Origin of the sequence: Achromobacter sp. Root83, assembly GCF_001428845.1 — a bacterium.
In the GTDB taxonomy this organism is placed as follows: domain Bacteria; phylum Pseudomonadota; class Gammaproteobacteria; order Burkholderiales; family Burkholderiaceae_B; genus Achromobacter.
Genome location: NZ_LMIU01000004.1, coordinates 42,241 through 58,151, shown reverse-complemented (window position 1 = coordinate 58,151; position 15,911 = coordinate 42,241). Strand labels below are relative to the sequence as shown.

The following is a 15,911-nucleotide window of genomic DNA, read 5'->3' as shown; positions in this document are numbered from 1 at the left end:
TGTGCGCAGGCGGCAGATCAGGCGCTTTCGCGCGTAACGATGCGAAATCCGATTTCCACCACGGGTTGCGCCGGCCGCTGGTGGTTGGCGCATAGCGCGATCATCTCGGCGGCCTGGGCGCCGATGGCCGCTCCGTCCACGTGCACCGAGGTGATCGACGGCGCCATGGACGCCGCGATATCCATATCTCCGAAGCCCATGACCGCCAGTTGTCCCGGAACGGCCAGGCCTTGCGCGGTGGCTTCGGTCAGCACGCCCGCCGCCATCAGGTCGGAGCTGCAGAACACCGCATCGATCCCTTGTCCCGCGCGTTGCAGGGCACGCAGGCCTTCGCGTCCTTGGGCGTGGGTGGTGGGGGCCGGCATGTAGTGCACCACCGGCTCGGGCAGGCCCAGTTCGACGGCGGTGCGCTGCAGGCTTTGGGCGCGCAGCCGCGCGCGCTCGTCATCGCCGCTGAGCACTGCCTGCCGGACCTTGCCCGCGGCGTGCAGGTATTGGCTGACGGCCGCGCCGATGGCGTCGTGCGACAGGCTTAGCAGCATGTCGATGGGCGTGTCCGTGGTGTCCCAGGTTTCAACGATGGGGATGCCGGAGGCCTTCAGCAGTTGCCGGCCTTGCGGCGAGTGCATGACCCCGGTCAGCACGATGCCGTCCGGGCGGCGGCCAATGATGGCGCGCAGCAGCGCGTCTTCGCGCGGAGAGTCATAGCCGCTCTGGCCCACCATCAGTTGATAGCCCTTGGCTTCGAGCGAACGGGTCAGTTCCGTCAGCATGCCGCCGAAGAGCGAGCCGGTGACCGACGGCACCAGCACCATGACCAGATTGCTGCGCGACAAGCGCAGGCTGCCGGCCATCAGATTCGGCACGTATCCCAATGCCGCGATCGCGGCATTGACCTTGTCCAGCGTGGCGGGGGAGACCTGTTGCGGGGTGTTGATCGCGCGCGACACCGTAATCATGGAAACACCGGCCGCCTGGGCCACTTCACGCACGGTGACGCTGGACCGTTCGGCGGATCGGGAAGGGGTATCGGTGGACGAAAGCTGGGACGCGCGCATGCTGGGTTCTGGGTAAAGGGGGCGGGGGGACAGGCATCAAGCCTACCCGCTCCGCCGGGCCTTGCGGGCGGGAGCGGCTACGGGTTTCCCCGGATGGCGGGTCAGGCAAATGCCGAAATACTCTATCGAATCCCAGATGTTAACGTTACCAATAAAATTGTTAACGTTAACAAATAAATAAAACCCAAGACGGAGACAGAGATGAATCGCAACGCGCGCAAGTGGATAGCAGGGCTCAGCTTGATGGCGGCGGCCGGCGCGGCCCACGCCTGGCCGGACAAACCCGTCACGATCGTGGTTCCGTTCCCGCCCGGCGGCGCGACGGATTCCGTTGCCCGTTCGGTGGCGAACAAGCTGGGTGAACAGCTCAAGCAGTCGTTTGTCGTCGAGAACAAGGCCGGCGCCACCGGCACTATTGGCGCGTCCCAGGTGGCCCGCGCCGCGCCCGATGGCTACACGCTGATGGTGACCTCGCTGGCTCCGCTGGTGGTGGCGCCCCACCTGATGAAGGGCATCACCTACGATCCGGCCAAGGACTTCACGTATCTGACCGTCGCGGTGCAGACGCCCAACGTGCTGGTCGTGAGCCCCAAGCTGGCGCCGCAGGTCAACAGCGTCCAGGACGTGCTGGCCCTGCTGAAAGCCAAGCCCGGCAGCATCAGCTTTGCGACGTCGGGCGCGGGTTCTTCCGATCACCTGACGGCCGAACTGTTCTGGCAGAAGACGGGCACCAAGGGCCTGCATGTTCCGTACAAGGGCGGTGCGCCCGCGATCTCGGACCTGCTTGGCAATCAGGTCGACATGTCGTTTCAGAACGTGAACGCGGTGCTGCCGCACATCAAGGCCGGCAAGCTCAAGGCCATTGCGGTCACCGGCGCCAAGCGGTCGCCCGTGCTGCCCGATGTGCCCACCTTCGCCGAGGCCTCCGTGCCGGGCGTGAACGTCTACGCGTGGCAGGCCGTCGTGGCGCCGAAGAATCTGCCCGCGGACGTGCGCGACAAGCTGTCCGCGGCGCTGGTCACCGCATTGAAGGACCCGGGCGTCAGCAAGCCCTTCACCGATGTCGGTCTTGAAATCGTGGCGAATTCACCCGAAGAGTTCACCCGCTTTCAGCAGCAGGAAAGCGCGCGCTGGAAGGAAGTCATCGAGACCGGCGGCATTTCCGTGCAATAACGCAACCCGCCCGGCCCTCGCGGCCGGGGCATTTCAGAAGCAATCATGACCCTTCACGCTACGCAACCCTCCCGCCACACGACGCCGACCATCACCGAGATGCGGGTTGTGCCCGTCGCCGGGCAGGACTCCATGCTGCTCAACCTGAGCGGCGCCCACGCGCCATACTTCACGCGCAACATCGTGATCCTGAGCGACAGCGCGGGCAATACCGGCGTGGGGGAGGTGCCCGGGGGCGAGAAGATCCGCGCCACGCTGGAAGACGCGCGCTCGCTCATCGTGGGCAGTTCCATCGGCAATTACCAGCACACCTTGAACCAGATGCGGACGGCTTTCGCCAGCCGCGACAGCGCCGGCCGCGGTTCGCAAACGTTCGATCTGCGCGTGGCCATCCACGCGGTGACCGCGGCGGAAGCCGCGCTGCTCGATCTGCTGGGCCAGCATCTGGGTGTTCCGGTGGCGGCGCTGCTGGGCGAAGGCGTGCAGCGTACGTCGGTGCAGATGCTGGGCTACTTGTTCTATGTGGGCGACCGCGAGCGCACCACGCTGCCGTATCAATCCATGCCCGACGGCGACGGCTGGCTGCGCTTGCGCCATGAAAAGGCGCTGACGCCGGAGGCCATCGTGAAGCTGGCCGAAGCGGCTTACGAACGTTACGGTTTCGAAGACTTCAAGCTCAAGGGCGGCGTCTTGCGCGGCGAAGAAGAGGTCGAGGCGATCCGCGCGCTGCACGAACGCTTTCCCGAAGCCCGCATCACGCTCGACCCCAACGGCGGCTGGCTGCTGAACGATGCGATCCGTCTGTGCCGCGACCTGCATGGGGTGATGGCCTATGCCGAAGACCCGTGCGGCGCCGAAGGCGTGTTTTCGGGCCGCGAGGTCATGGCCGAGTTCCGCCGTGCCACGGGGCTGCCCACCGCCACCAACATGGTCGCCACCGACTGGCGCGAAATGGCGCACGCGCTGTCGCTGCAGTCGGTGGACATTCCTTTGGCCGATCCCCACTTCTGGACCATGCAGGGATCGGTGCGCGTGGCGCAGACGTGCCAGGCCTTCGGCTTGACCTGGGGTTCGCACTCCAACAACCATTTCGATATTTCGCTGGCGATGTTCACGCATGTGGGCGCGGCCGCGCCGGGCAAGGTCACCGCGATCGACACCCACTGGATATGGCAGGACGGCCAGCATCTGACGCGTCAGCCGCTGCAGATCCGCAACGGTTATATCGACCTGCCGCAAAGCGGCGGGCTGGGCATAGAGCTGGATATGGACGCGGTCGAACGTGCGCATAAGCTGTACCAGCAGCACGGACTGGGCGCGCGCGACGACGCCGCCGCCATGCAATTCCTGGTGCCAGGGTGGACGTTCGATAACAAGCGGCCCTGCCTGGTGCGCTGACAACGGCCATGGTGCGGCCCGGGGCGTGATCGCCGTGTCACGTCCTGGGCCGCCTGTTCAATGCGTGGGAGTTCGGGATTCGGGGCGGGCGCGCCTTTTGAGCACGCTGATGTCGCCGTCCGATTCCATGTACGCCCGGTGGACCTCACCGACGTCTTCGATTCCCTTTCGGCGCAGTTCGCTCATGAGCTCTTCCACGGTTATGTACTCTCGGCGCAGGTTGCGCCGGGCGATGACGCCGTCATGGACGAGGCAGACGCGGCTGGGCGAAATCAGCCGGCCCACCGGCTCGAAAAAATAGCCCACGCGGTCCACCACGACGGTCCACCCGACGATGGTCGATACCAACACCAGGCCGTCTACGATTGATTTGTACTCGCCGGCCATGGCATTCTGCGCGGCGTCCGCGATCAGCACGAGCACGAGCATATCGGCCATTCCAAACGAACCCACATCGCGCCTGCCCGCGACCCGCAGCAGGACAAAGATGAACCAGTACACGATGGTGCCGCGGACGATGATCTCGACCGGCGACATCGAGAATGTGAACATGCCGGGCCAATCGGGGCTCATCTCGCTGTCTCCTGCAAACGGGGCGGGGTCCCTGACCGACATTGTGGATGTACGGTGATGGCGCGGCGCGCCCACGGCCAGGAACGGCCAGGAACGGCCCATAACCGGGCCTCGCCAGGGGGCGGCAGCAACTGCCGTGCCCAGGCGCGGGCTCCGCAAGCCGCGGCGGCTAGCAGTGGAGGCGGGGCCGGTAGAATTTACCGGCGCGTGTCGCGGGGCGCTGACGCCACCCTGCACCGGCGCGCCGCAGAGCGCTCGTCGCAGGAGTTCGGGGGCGCGGCCGGTGGCGGCTTGCATGGCGCGGATGCGCGGGAACGGCAGTTGCGCAGCATGCCACGCACCACTTTCCGCGCACGCCTTGCCGTTGCAACGCGTGCACCTGCCTTGTCGAGGAGCACACCATGGTCAACGAAAAGCCGGCGCCCGCGCCGAATCCCCCGCCTTCCCCCCATACGGACCGCGCCGCGACCGGCGGCACGGGCCAGCCCGCCGCCGAGGGCCCGCCCACTGGCGACGTCAATCCTGATCCCTCCACCAATTCCGGATATCCCGCGGGCGGTTCCCAGGCGCCCGCGGGCAAGGATCCCTTTGGGCGTGACAAGAAGCCGGATTCCGACACCTGACCCCTTCCGCCTTCGCCGCCTGTGTCGTCGCCCGTGAAGCAGGCGACGCCCATAAAGCAGGGGTCGCCCCTACAACAGCAGGCGACACCCGTGCACAGGCGGCCCCGCCCGGCTCCAGCGGCCGGCGGGGCGCGGCTCAGGGCGTCAATACCACTTTGATGCACCCGTCCGCCTTGTCGCGGAATGTCTTGTACAGGTCGGGCCCCGCCTGCAACCTGGCGCGGTGGGTGATCACGAAGGACGGGTCGATCCGCTTGTCCGCGATCATCTGCAGCAGCTCGTCCGTCCAGCGCCGGACGTGGGTTTGGCCCATGCGCCAGGTCAGGCCCTTGTTCATGGCCGCGCCGAACGGGATCTTGTCGATCAGTCCTCCGTACACCCCGGGCACCGACAGGACGCCGGCGGGGCGGCAGACGTAGATCATTTCGCGCAGGACGTGAGGCCTGTCGGTCTCGGCGCCGACGGCCTGTTTGACGCGGTCATACAGCGAGTCCATGGAACGGCTTGCATGCGATTCCATGCCCACCGCATCGATGCACTTCTCGGGACCCTTTCCGTGCGTCAATTCCTGCAGGCGTTCGACGACATCGTCCTCATCGAAATTGATCGGCACCGCGCCGCCGTCGCGCGCCATGGCCAGCCGTTCGGGAACGCGGTCGATGCAGATCACTTGTTTGGCGCCCAGCAGGACCGCGCTGCGGATGGCCATCTGGCCCACGGGGCCCCCGCCCCAGATGGCGACCGTGTCGGTAGGCTCGATGTCGCACTGGACGGCAGCCTGCCAGCCCGTGGGGAAAATATCTCCCAGAAAGAGCACCTGCTCGTCCGTCAGATCGTCCTGCACGGGTATGTGAGTGGAGTCCGCGTACGGCACCCGGACATACTCGGCCTGGCCGCCGGCGTAGCCGCCAGTAAGGTGGCTATATCCGAATAGCCCAGCCGTGGTGTGGCCGAACATCTTGGCCGCCTTGTCCGCATTGCGGTTCGTGCGCTCGCACACCGAGAAGTTGCCCTTGAGGCATTGATCGCAGGCGCCGCAGGTAATGGTGAAAGGGATCACCACGCGATCGCCCACCTTCAGGTTCTGCGTTTCGGCGCCTACCTCCACGACTTCGCCCATGAATTCGTGGCCCAGGACGTCGCCGGATTTCATTTCCGGCATGAACCCGTCGAAGAGATGAAGGTCCGAACCGCAAATGGCGCAGGCGGTGACCTTGATGATTGCGTCGCGCGGATGTTCCAGGATGGGATCGGGAACGGTGTCGTACCGCACGTCGTGTTTGCCGTGCCAGCATAGTGCTTTCATGAATATCCCCTTGGACGCCAACCGCGTTGTTGCGATTGCGCGCCAAGGGGAGCAACTTTCGTGCCGCGTTACTGCATCGTGCTGGTATTGGCGGTGGCCGCGCGCGAGGCCTGGTTCGGCATGCGTTCGATGGTCAGGGCGCCGGGTGCATTCGAAGAGGGGCGCACCACCACGGCGTTGCTCGTGTTGTCGGCGCCCAGGTTGGGCAGGTCCGCCGGCCGCGCGGCCACGGACGCGAACGGGCCGCCGCCGCCGGCGGGGACGCCGTCCAGGGTCAGGCTGCCGGCCCAGCCGCCATTCAGGCGCGACAGCACCTGGTAGCGTTGCGGCCGGCCGGCGGTGCGCGCGACGATATAAAGCGTGCCGTCTATCAGGCTGATCGCGGGGGGCGAGGCGGCTTGCGCGTCCAGCCGGGTCGGTACGCCATGCTCGACGAGCCAAAGCGGCCCGCCCGCGCGCTCCAGGATCGCCAGCAGCACGTTGCCGCTTGCGTCCGCGCTGATGGCGGGGCGTCCGATGTAGGGCACGCCCATATCGGCCGGAACGCTCCACTCCATGTCCATGTCGGTGGTGTCGCCGGCTTCCACCAGCCGGGTCAGATGGTTGCTGCCGCGCTGGCGGTAATAGAGTTCGATGCGGTTTTCATGGTTGCGTATCGCCGCCAGGCCGCCGGCCGCCTTCGGCGCCGAGACGGGACGCCAGCCTTGCCATTCGGAGCGCTGGCCTCGGCTGGCCGGCAGTTGGCGGGTATAGAACAGTTCGCCCGCGCCCGTGACGGCGAAGATGACGTAGCGCCCGTCGGCGCCGCGCGCGGCGGCGGGGGCGCCGGTGGCGCCTTCCAGCAGCGGCAGGTCTTGCCAGGTGCTCCAGCTTCCGTCGATGCCGGACGGCGCGATCCAGTGGAGCAGGCCGTCGTAGCCCAGGGCCACGGCGGCGGCTTCGCCGCGCGGCGCCACGGCCGGAATCTGGGCCACGCGCAAGCCGCCCAGGGCCTGCCAGCCCTGCCACGTTCCATCGTGGCGCTGCTTGTTCGCCCAGACGCCGCCCAGCGGGTCGCGGGCCATCAGGCCCGCCGTGCCGTCGGCATGCGCGAACGAGACCACCGGCCCGCTGGTGCGCCCGCCCAGGCTTTGCCAGCGGCGTTCGCCGGAATCCCAGCGGTTGACGGCGGCGTTGGTTTCGCCAGCGGCGAACACCACGAGACCGCCGCGTCCGTCCGGGTACAGCTGTGGCGCCATGTCCTGGCGGGATACGTAATAGGCGCGCTGCACCCAGGCGGCGGCCGGCCCCGCGGGCTCCTTGCAGCCCGTCGGGCCCGCGCAATAGTGGTAGTCGTTCCAGGCATAGTGCTGGAAGATCACGGATTTGCTGGCGATTTCGGCGGCGGTCAGGTTGCTGGCGCGCTCCTGGCTTGGGTAGTCGATATAGCCTGTCTCGGCGTAATTGCCGGGCGCGCGCAGCATGGCTTCGCGCACCAGCCGCGCGCTGGCGATGTGGTCCGGATGCCCGTGGCCGGCGCAGCGCCAGCACAGTTGCGTATAGGGCACGCTGATCGTGTCGTCCAGATGGCGCACCGTGGTCGGGCCGTACTGGCGGATCAGTTCGGCCAGGACGTCGATCAGTTGTTCGCGCGTGTAGACCTCCGGATGCGCACCCAGCGTTTCGACGTTCTGGCCGGGTTCGGATTCGGTGCGGCTCAGCGGCGTCAGGCTGCCCCAGCCCTTGCCCAGCCAGGGATCCTTCAGGCGCATGTGCCACAGCTGGACGCGCGGGTTGTCCTGCAAGGTAAAGCGCGCGATGTTGCGCCCGCTGACGGTGCCCGCGTCGGTTTTCCACTGATCGGGCTTGTGCGCCATGTAGGCGTAGGCGGCGCGCACGCCGCGCTCGCGGCCCAGCATATAGGCTTCGCCTTCACCGGCATCGCTGGCGGTCAGGTAGACCACCCGCACGCAGCCGCCCGCCTCGATGTTGGACGCGATGTCCGGGTTCATGAACAGCAGGTCGTCATCCAGGTGGGCGACGAAAGCCAGATCCTTGATGCCATGGCATTGCGCCAGCGTCGGAGGGGCGGCGTACGCTTGGGCGCAGACCAGCGCGGCGGCGCAGCATAGCGCCAGGCGCAGCAAAGACATCAGAGCGGGCATAAAAAAAGCGCTGCATGAATAGGGTGCAGCGCGTGTGGAGTTTCAGTGCGGAAAGTATAGCGGCCGGGGGAAATGGGGACGCCGGCTTGCCGCCCGGGCGGCCCAATAAACAGGGACGCCCTGGACGGATACGCCGCGTTCAGCGCGCCGATTCGGTGCTCACCACCAGCTTGGCCGCGCGCGCGGTGCGGCCGCGGCGCTCCAGCATCACGGCCCACAGCCACAGTGGCATGCTGCCGATGGCGAGCAGGCTGCCCACCCAGCCGGTCGAGGTCCAGCCGAAGCCCGCGGCGATGGCCAGGCCGCCCAGAAGAGGACCCAGCGCGTTGGCGGTGTTGAAGGCGGAGTGGTTCAGCGCCGCGGCCAGGCCCTGGGCGTCGCCAGAGACGTCCATCAAGCGGGTCTGCAGCACGGTGCCCAGCGCGCCGCCCACGCCCACCAGGAACACGTTCAGCGTGATGAGCCAGATGTTGTGCGCCATCAGCGGAAACAGGGCCAGCACCACAGCCGACCACAGCAGCAACAGGCCGGCGGTGCGCATGACCGCGCGGTCGGCAAAGACCGGCACGACCATGTTGCCCACCGTCAGGCCCACGCCGAACGCGCTGAGCACGAACGGCACGGTGGCGGGCGAGACTTGCGTGACGGCGGTCAGCGTGTCGGCCAGATAGGTGTAGACCGAGAACAGGCCGCCAAAGCCGACCGCGCCGATCGCCAGCGTGATCCAGACCTGTCCGCGTCCCAGCGCGCTCAGTTCACGCAGCGGGCTGGCGTGCGGATCGGCCGGGGTGTCGGGCGCGTAGACGCGCACGCTGATCATCGTGAGCGTCGCAAGCAGCGCCACCAGGCCGAAGCTCCAGCGCCAGCCGATCACCTGGCCCAGCCAGTTGGCCAGCGGCACGCCCACGATGGTGGCGACGGTAAGGCCAAGGAAGACGCGGCCCACGGCGACGGTGCGGCGGTTGGCCGGCACCAGCGAACTGGCCACCAGCGACGCGATGCCGAAGTACGCGCCATGCGGCAGGCCGCTCAGGAAGCGGAAGAACAGCATCCAGTGATAGTCGGGCGCGATCGCGCTCAGGCCATTGCCGATGGCGAAGAGCCCCATCAGCATGATCAACAGCCTGCGGCGCGGCATTTTCGAGCCCAGCACGGCGAGGATGGGGGCGCCCACCACCACGCCCAGCGCGTAAGCGCTGATCACGTGGCCCGCCGTGGGCGCGTCGATACCGAGCGACTGGGAAAAATACGGCAGCAGGCTCATCGTGGCGAACTCGGTGGTTCCGATGGCGAAGCTGCCCACGGCAAGCGCAAGCAGCACCAGCGCGGGCCGGTGCGGCAAGGAGGAGGAAGGAGACATGTGGCTACAAAGGGGGGGGGGAAAGCAGGATGTTGCGACGCAACAGCGTGATTGTAAGCACCCCAAGCTGTCATTCGCATGACGAATTCCACGAGTGCCCGCGAGAACCGCGCCCGCAAAGACGGCGGGCGCGCGTTCAGGCTTGCGGCCGCCGCGCTTGATAGTTGGCGGAGATCAAGCGGGAGGCCGCTTGCAGATCGTCCAGATGGTTGCGCAGAATGGATCCCACGTTGGTCACACGCGCGAGCCAGATCAGGTTCAAGCAACCCAGCACGGCGGCGCCGTCCAGGATGGGTACGGCGATCGCGGCCAGGCCATCGTCGTATTCGCGTTTGGACTGGCTGAAGTGTCCGCCCCACGACGCTTCGCGCACCGCGTAGCCTTGGGCCCGGGTCTGGCTGAGCATGCGCTGTATCGCCTGCGCGCCGTTCATGTGCAGATATCCCGGATCGTTGGCCAGGCGCAGTTCGTTCAGCAGGCTCTCGCATTCGGCGGGCGGACAGAACGCCAGATACGCGCGTCCGGGCGCCGATAGAAGGGTGTTGACGCGAAACCCCAGGACGACGCGGTCCAGCGTGAAATAAGACCGCTGGCGGCTGGTCTCGCAGACGGCCATCCATGTGCCCTGGCGCACCGACATGTCCGAGGGCCATTGCACCTTCGAGACCAGTTGATCCAGGATCGGTCCAGCGGCTTCGACAAGCCTGTCATGGGGCGACGGCGTCTCGCCCAACCGGTGGAGCAACTGGCCCGCGCGGTAGCGTCCGTCGCTCAGGCCCCGCCATACAAAGCCGTTGGCTTCGAGCGTGCGCAACAGCCGCAGCAAGGTGGCCTTGGGCAGGTCCAGGCCTTCATGCAGTTCATGCAGCGTCACGCCACCTTGTTCCCGAAGGTAGTTCAACACCTGCAAGCCGCGCTCCAGCGCGCGGATGGACTTGACGGGATCAGGAGTCATCGCGGGCAACCAGGGTTTCACTGCGTGGAATTCTCGCAGAAAGCGCTTGTCGCTGCATGCGCGGCTTCCTACGATCAGTCACGTTTCGGACCGATCCGGCGCGGCGCGGGACCACTACGCTGGCCGCCGTGCCGCCCACAGAAAGAGCTAAAAAAATGACGCATGCGCGGAATGCCCTGTTCATCATGTGCGACCAGCTTCGGTGGGATTATCTGTCCTGCTACGGACACCCGACCATCCGCACGCCGAACATCGACGCCCTGGCGCGGCGCGGCGTGCGTTTCACGAATGCGTACGTCCAGTCCGCTTCCTGCGGACCGTCCCGGATGTCCTATTACACCGGCCGCTATGTCACGAGCCATCGTTCGTTCGGCAATTTCGTGCCGCTGCCGGCCGACGAAATGACGATGGGCGACTACATACGCCCGCATGGCGCGCGCGTCGCGGTCGCCGGCAAGACCCATGTGGAACCGAACCTGTCCGCCTTGCGGCTGCGCGGAATCGACCCGTCTTCCGAACGCGGACGGCTCCTGCTTGAAGGCGGGTTCGAACCTTTCGACCGCCACGATGGCGTGCTTTCCGATCCCGACGACGACGAAGCCCGGGGCAATAAATACACCGCCTATCTACGGCGCCACGGATATCTGGCAAAGAACCCGTGGCTGGAATTCGCGAATTCGGCTCAGGGGCCGGCCGGCCAACTGCGTACGGGCTGGAACATGCGGTATGCGGACCTTCCCGCACGCGTTGCCGAACGGCACTCCGAAACGGCCTACACCACGGATCGCGCCCTGGCTTTCATCGCCGAGCAAGGCGACGCGCCCTGGTGCCTGCATCTTTCGTACATCAAGCCGCATTGGCCCTATGTCGCGCCGGACCCGTACCACCGGCTCTACGGCGCGCAGGACGTGGTGCCCGCCATCAAGAGCGCCGCCGAGCTCCACGCGCCGCATCCCTTGTACGCGTCCTATTTGCGCCACTCCGCCAGCGCGTCGTTCGCATTGGAAGCCACGCGGCGCCGCGTCATTCCGACCTACATGGGTTTGATCAGCCAGGTCGACGACCACCTTGGGCGGTTGTTCGACGCGCTTGAAAAGGCGGGACGTTTCGACGACACCCTGATTGTGTTCTGCAGCGACCACGGGGATTATCTTGGCGATCACCACCTGGGAGAAAAAGAGCTTTGGCACGATGCCGCGATCAAGACGCCGCTGATCGTCCATGACCCCTCATCCCAGGCCGACATGACACGCGCAGGCACCTGCGACGCGCTGGTCGAGGCCGTGGATGTGCTGCCATCGATCCTGGATGCGTTGGGCATAGACCCGCCTGCCCATGTGCTTGAAGGCAAGTCGCTGTTGCCGTGGCTGCGCGGCAAGACGCCTGCCGCATGGCGCGACGTCGCGGTATCTGAATTCGATTATTCGTTCCGCACCCAGACCCGCCTGGAACTCGGCCGCGCCGTGAAGGCCTGCCGAACGATCGCCCTGCGCGACCACCAATGGAAATACGTGCATTGCCAGGGCATGCGCCCCGTGCTGTTCAACCTGCAAAGCGATCCGGACGAACTGAACGACCTGGGCGAGGACGCCTCCAGCAAGGGCGTTCTTGCCCGGTACGGCCAGCGGCTGGGCGACTGGCTGGCCGCGCGAAAAACCATGACGAGCGTGCCGGACGGGTTCGTCGAGAACTGGCTGGACCTCAAGCGTTTCAACACGATGCAGATCGGCCAATGGTGATTTCCGGATAAGCCACGGCCCGCGCGGGTCTTCCGCGCACTTCCATCCAAGGCCGGAGACAAAAGGGGATGTCGATGTTCAGGATAGTCAAGGTGGGGTGCGTGACGCTTGCCTGCGCCACGTTCGCGGCATTCGGCTCCAGCGCCCATGCCCAGCAAGCCCAGAAGATACGCATAGGCTGGCAGAAGGCCGTGTTCAACCAGGCCATCGCCAAGGCGCAAGGCAACCTCGAGCGCAACCTGAAGGCGAAGGGAGTCCAGGTGGAATGGGTGGAGTTCCAGGTCGGGCCGCCCATGATGGAAGCGCTGAATGTCGGCAGCCTGGATCTTGCCGCCACGGCCAATACGCCGCCCGTGTTCGCGCAGGTGGCGGGGGCCGACTTCGTGTACATCGCAGCCGAAGCCCCAACCCCCGGCGACTTGAAAATCCTGGTGGCCAAGTCGTCGTCCATCTACTCGGCCGCCGACCTCAAGGGCAAGAAAATGGCCATCCCCAAAGGCTCCATGGCGCATTTCATGGCCGTGAGGTTCCTGGAATCCAACGGGTTGCAGTTCGGCGATATCCAGCCGGTCTACCTCAGCCCCGCCGATGGGCGCGCGGCCTTGGAAAGCGGGGCGGTCGACGCGTGGTCGGCGTTCGACCCGCTGATGGCCGGCGCCGAGGCCGGCGGCAACGTGCGGACACTGGCGGATGGCTTCCAGGCGGGCGCGTACAACCGGCAGATGTACTTCGCGCGGCGTGAATTCGCGAAAACAAACGGCCCGCTGGTCGCGGCGGTGCTGGCTGAAATCGAAATGACCTCGCGCTACATCCACGACAACGTCGAAGAGGTTGCCCAGAAGTACGCCGCGGGGATGGGCCTGGATCCCGTCACGTTCGCACGGGTGCTTGAACGCAACCGGGTGAACCACATCGTTTCGCCCATCGATGCGGGAATCATCGCGGAGCAGCAGGCGCTTGCGGACACCTTCCACCGGCTCAAGCTCATTCCCCGGAAGGTGGACATCAGTCAGGCCGCCTGGAAGGCAAGCCCTTGATCCGCGCCGCGCGCCTGCTTTCCCACCTTCACGCCTTCACGCTACGGAGATCCTGATGCACTCACGATTTTCTCTACATCCAGCCTTGCCCTGGCTGCTGCCGGCCGCCATTCTTGCGGTCTGGCAGATCAGCGCATCGGCGGGCCTGCTGTCCGGCCGCATCCTGCCCGCGCCCACCGCCGTCGCAAGCGCCGCCGGGCACCTCATCGCCACCGGCGAGCTTTGGGGGCATCTTGCCGCCAGTTTCAGGCGCGCGGCGGCGGGGTTCGCCGTTGGCGGCGCGGTGGGCTTCGGCCTGGGCCTGCTGACGGGCGCGTCCCGCGTGGCGGCCCGGTTCCTGGATTCCACGATTCAGATGGTCCGCAATATTCCCCATCTGGCGCTGATTCCGCTGGTGATCATCTGGTTCGGCGTGGGCGAGGCCGGAAAACTGTTCCTGGTGTCGCTGGGCGTTATGTTCCCGATCTACATCAATACGTTCCATGGCATGCGTTCGGTGGACGCGGGCCTGATCGAGATGGGGCGGGTGTACGGCCTGAGCCGCTGGAAGATCTTCAAGTACATCATGCTGCCGGGCGCCATGTCGTCGATCCTGGTCGGCGTGCGGTTCGCGCTGGGCTTCATGTGGCTCACGCTGATCGTGGCCGAAACCATTGCCGCCGATTCGGGTATTGGAAAGATGGCCATGGATGCCCGCGAGTTCATGCAGACGGACATCGTCGTGGTGGCCATTCTTCTCTACGCATTGTTGGGCAAGCTGGCCGATGTGGCGGCCAGCTTGCTGGAGCGCCGCTGGTTGGACTGGAACCAGGAGGGGCAGTCATGACGCTAGCCGAATTGGCTTCTCCCGCCGCCGCGCCCGCCCACGCCGCGCCGCACACGGGCCTGTCCATCAGCATGCGCGCCGCGGGCAAGCGCTACGGCGGCAAGCAGGTGCTGCGGACGATCGATCTGGACGTCGCGCCGGGGGAATTCCTGGCCGTGGTGGGCCGCAGCGGATGCGGCAAGAGCACCCTGTTGCGCCTGCTCTGCGGGCTGGATGCCCCCAGCTCGGGCATGCTGCGTATCGCTGGCGGGCAGGTCAAGGGCATCCATGAAGCGGCGCGGATCATGTTCCAGGAGCACCGGCTGTTGCCGTGGTGCACGGTGCTGCAGAACGTGGGCCTGGGCATGCGCGGCGATTGGCAGTCCAAGGCGCGCGAAGCGCTGCACCAGGTGGGGCTGGATACGCGCGCGCCGGATTGGCCGTCCACGCTTTCCGGCGGCCAGCGGCAACGGGTGGCGCTGGCCCGTGCGCTGGTACGCGCGCCGCGCCTGCTCCTGCTTGATGAACCCCTGGGCGCGCTTGACGCCCTGACCCGCATCGAAATGCAGCGGCTCATCGAGCGCCTTTGGCTCAGCAAGGGATTCACGGTGGTGCTGATCACCCACGATGTCGACGAGGCGGTCGCGCTGGCCGACCGTGTCGTGCTGCTGGAAGACGGGCAGATCGGCCTGGACATCCGCGTGGATCTGCCGCGCCCGCGCCAGCGTGGCTGTGCGAATTTCGGCGGCCTGGCCGAAAGGGTTCTGAATCACATCCTGCAGCAGGACGCAGGCCCCCCGGTCCGTGCCAGGACGGGTACGTAGCGGGTCAATCGGTCGTTCATCGGAGTCTGGAACATGAAATCTGGAATATGGGATGCGGGCGGAGCAGATGCGGTTTCCGCCACGAAGATGCTGGACATGTCTGAACCGGGAGGCGGCGCATGAGCACGATGCACGTGGGACATATCGCCGTCGAGGTGGACGGCGAAGGAGACCCGATCCTTTGCCTACACGGATTGGGGGGATCTTCCAATACCTGGACGCCAGTGATGAGCGCGTTTGGTGGCCACCGGGTGATCCGGCCGGATCTGCCGGGCAGCGCGCGTTCTGGCCTGCCGGACGCGGCGCTATCGATCGCGCGGTACGTCGATTCGATGGTGGACTTGCTGGCGGCGCTTGGCGCGGCCCGTGTGCACGTCGTCGCGCATTCGATGGGCACGATCGTCGCGCAGCATCTGGCGGTCGAGCATCCTGGTCTGGTGCGCAGTCTGGCGCTGTTTGGGCCGCTGCTGGCGCCGCCGGATCAGGGGCGGGCCGGGATCCAGGCCCGGGCCCGGCTGGCGCGCGAACGCGGCATTGCGGGCATGCAGGAGATCGCGGATGCCATCGTCACGGGGGCCACCAGCGCAAAGACAAAGGAACGGCACACCGCGGTGTTGGCATTGGTCAGGGAAAGCGTGATGCGCCAAACACCAGAGGGATACGCGCAAAGCTGCGAGGCGCTTGCCAAGGCGCAGCCCGCGGACCTCGAAAAGATAACCGCACCGGCCTTGCTGGTGACAGGCGACGAGGACGGCGTGGGCACGCCGGCACAGGCGCGAAGCATGGCGGCGCGGCTGGCAACGGCATCGGTGCATGTGCTTGAAGACTGCGGTCATTGGACACCCTGCGAACAGGCGGGGCAGTGCGCCGGGCTGCTCACGAAATTCCATGCGTCGCTGGCCTGAACCGGCTTCTT

The 15,911-nt window shown here is 66.4% G+C and carries 14 protein-coding genes; 8 read left to right on the top strand and 6 right to left on the bottom strand.

What is annotated here, in order from left to right; all coding sequences use genetic code 11:
• Positions 1-17: 17 nt before the first annotated feature.
• On the bottom strand, positions 18-1,058 hold the full coding sequence (locus ASE30_RS07260) for a LacI family DNA-binding transcriptional regulator (protein ID WP_057283634.1): 1,041 nt from the start codon (positions 1,056-1,058) through the stop codon (positions 18-20).
• Between the two features lie 201 nt (positions 1,059-1,259).
• On the opposite strand from ASE30_RS07260, the gene ASE30_RS07255 reads away from it, so the two are divergent.
• The gene (locus ASE30_RS07255; RefSeq protein WP_057283633.1) at positions 1,260-2,231 is read left to right on the top strand and encodes a tripartite tricarboxylate transporter substrate binding protein; all 972 of its coding nucleotides are present in this window, start codon (positions 1,260-1,262) and stop codon (positions 2,229-2,231) included.
• A gap of 45 nt (positions 2,232-2,276) precedes the next feature.
• Positions 2,277-3,629 carry a glucarate dehydratase gene (gene gudD / locus ASE30_RS07250; protein WP_057283632.1) on the top strand — a complete coding sequence of 451 codons (1,353 nt, stop codon included), beginning with the start codon at positions 2,277-2,279 and terminating at the stop codon, positions 3,627-3,629.
• 57 nt (positions 3,630-3,686) lie between these two features.
• Here the strand turns inward: gudD and ASE30_RS07245 are convergent, their stop codons facing one another.
• Positions 3,687-4,202: a DUF421 domain-containing protein gene (locus tag ASE30_RS07245; protein ID WP_057283631.1), complete on the bottom strand. Its 516-nt coding sequence runs from the start codon at positions 4,200-4,202 to the stop codon at positions 3,687-3,689.
• Positions 4,203-4,603: 401 nt separating this feature from the next.
• Between ASE30_RS07245 and ASE30_RS07240 the strand changes: the two genes are divergently transcribed.
• The gene (locus ASE30_RS07240; RefSeq protein ID WP_057283630.1) at positions 4,604-4,825 is read left to right on the top strand and encodes a hypothetical protein; all 222 of its coding nucleotides are present in this window, start codon (positions 4,604-4,606) and stop codon (positions 4,823-4,825) included.
• Between the two features lie 136 nt (positions 4,826-4,961).
• On the opposite strand, the gene ASE30_RS07235 is transcribed toward ASE30_RS07240, so the two are convergent.
• The 4 genes from ASE30_RS07235 to ASE30_RS07220 form a co-directional block, all read right to left on the bottom strand.
• On the bottom strand, positions 4,962-6,131 hold the full coding sequence (locus ASE30_RS07235; RefSeq protein ID WP_057283706.1) for a zinc-dependent alcohol dehydrogenase: 1,170 nt from the start codon (positions 6,129-6,131) through the stop codon (positions 4,962-4,964).
• Between the two features lie 68 nt (positions 6,132-6,199).
• Positions 6,200-8,275 (bottom strand): PIG-L family deacetylase, encoded by a 2,076-nt coding sequence (locus ASE30_RS07230; protein WP_082601485.1) that lies wholly within the window; start codon positions 8,273-8,275, stop codon positions 6,200-6,202.
• A 139-nt stretch (positions 8,276-8,414) separates the two neighbouring features.
• Positions 8,415-9,635, bottom strand: a complete 1,221-nt coding sequence (locus ASE30_RS07225; protein ID WP_057283628.1) for an MFS transporter — start codon at positions 9,633-9,635, stop codon at positions 8,415-8,417.
• A 136-nt stretch (positions 9,636-9,771) separates the two neighbouring features.
• Positions 9,772-10,590, bottom strand: coding sequence for a helix-turn-helix domain-containing protein (locus ASE30_RS07220; protein WP_057283627.1), 819 nt, complete (start codon positions 10,588-10,590; stop codon positions 9,772-9,774).
• 155 nt (positions 10,591-10,745) lie between these two features.
• Here ASE30_RS07220 and ASE30_RS07215 point away from each other — a divergent pair, with 155 nt between their 5' ends.
• The 5 genes from ASE30_RS07215 (at position 10,746) to ASE30_RS07195 (ending at position 15,900) form a co-directional block, all read left to right on the top strand.
• On the top strand, positions 10,746-12,329 hold the full coding sequence (locus ASE30_RS07215; protein ID WP_057283626.1) for a sulfatase-like hydrolase/transferase: 1,584 nt from the start codon (positions 10,746-10,748) through the stop codon (positions 12,327-12,329).
• Between the two features lie 74 nt (positions 12,330-12,403).
• Complete coding sequence (locus ASE30_RS07210) at positions 12,404-13,366, top strand: aliphatic sulfonate ABC transporter substrate-binding protein (protein WP_162259909.1); 963 nt, start codon at positions 12,404-12,406, stop codon at positions 13,364-13,366.
• Positions 13,367-13,421: 55 nt separating this feature from the next.
• Positions 13,422-14,192 carry an aliphatic sulfonate ABC transporter permease SsuC gene (gene ssuC / locus ASE30_RS07205; protein ID WP_057283624.1) on the top strand — a complete coding sequence of 257 codons (771 nt, stop codon included), beginning with the start codon at positions 13,422-13,424 and terminating at the stop codon, positions 14,190-14,192.
• Positions 14,189-14,995 (top strand): ATP-binding cassette domain-containing protein, encoded by an 807-nt coding sequence (locus ASE30_RS07200; RefSeq protein WP_156407569.1) that lies wholly within the window; start codon positions 14,189-14,191, stop codon positions 14,993-14,995. The genes ssuC and ASE30_RS07200 overlap by 4 nt, the downstream gene beginning before the upstream one ends.
• A 119-nt stretch (positions 14,996-15,114) precedes the next feature.
• Positions 15,115-15,900, top strand: coding sequence for an alpha/beta fold hydrolase (locus ASE30_RS07195; RefSeq protein WP_057283623.1), 786 nt, complete (start codon positions 15,115-15,117; stop codon positions 15,898-15,900).
• The last annotated feature ends 11 nt before the right edge of the window (positions 15,901-15,911 follow it).

What these genes read in the sequence shown, in the direction of transcription:
- ASE30_RS07260 (WP_057283634.1), bottom strand. Translation starts at nt 1,058, where the DNA reads ATGCGCGCGTCCCAGCTTTCGTCCACCGATACCCCTTCCCGATCCGCC.
- ASE30_RS07255 (WP_057283633.1), top strand. Translation starts at nt 1,260, where the DNA reads ATGAATCGCAACGCGCGCAAGTGGATAGCAGGGCTCAGCTTGATGGCG.
- gudD (WP_057283632.1), top strand. Translation starts at nt 2,277, where the DNA reads ATGACCCTTCACGCTACGCAACCCTCCCGCCACACGACGCCGACCATC.
- ASE30_RS07245 (WP_057283631.1), bottom strand. Translation starts at nt 4,202, where the DNA reads ATGAGCCCCGATTGGCCCGGCATGTTCACATTCTCGATGTCGCCGGTC.
- ASE30_RS07240 (WP_057283630.1), top strand. Translation starts at nt 4,604, where the DNA reads ATGGTCAACGAAAAGCCGGCGCCCGCGCCGAATCCCCCGCCTTCCCCC.
- ASE30_RS07235 (WP_057283706.1), bottom strand. Translation starts at nt 6,131, where the DNA reads ATGAAAGCACTATGCTGGCACGGCAAACACGACGTGCGGTACGACACC.
- ASE30_RS07230 (WP_082601485.1), bottom strand. Translation starts at nt 8,275, where the DNA reads ATGCCCGCTCTGATGTCTTTGCTGCGCCTGGCGCTATGCTGCGCCGCC.
- ASE30_RS07225 (WP_057283628.1), bottom strand. Translation starts at nt 9,635, where the DNA reads ATGTCTCCTTCCTCCTCCTTGCCGCACCGGCCCGCGCTGGTGCTGCTT.
- ASE30_RS07220 (WP_057283627.1), bottom strand. Translation starts at nt 10,590, where the DNA reads ATGACTCCTGATCCCGTCAAGTCCATCCGCGCGCTGGAGCGCGGCTTG.
- ASE30_RS07215 (WP_057283626.1), top strand. Translation starts at nt 10,746, where the DNA reads ATGACGCATGCGCGGAATGCCCTGTTCATCATGTGCGACCAGCTTCGG.
- ASE30_RS07210 (WP_162259909.1), top strand. Translation starts at nt 12,404, where the DNA reads ATGTTCAGGATAGTCAAGGTGGGGTGCGTGACGCTTGCCTGCGCCACG.
- ssuC (WP_057283624.1), top strand. Translation starts at nt 13,422, where the DNA reads ATGCACTCACGATTTTCTCTACATCCAGCCTTGCCCTGGCTGCTGCCG.
- ASE30_RS07200 (WP_156407569.1), top strand. Translation starts at nt 14,189, where the DNA reads ATGACGCTAGCCGAATTGGCTTCTCCCGCCGCCGCGCCCGCCCACGCC.
- ASE30_RS07195 (WP_057283623.1), top strand. Translation starts at nt 15,115, where the DNA reads ATGAGCACGATGCACGTGGGACATATCGCCGTCGAGGTGGACGGCGAA.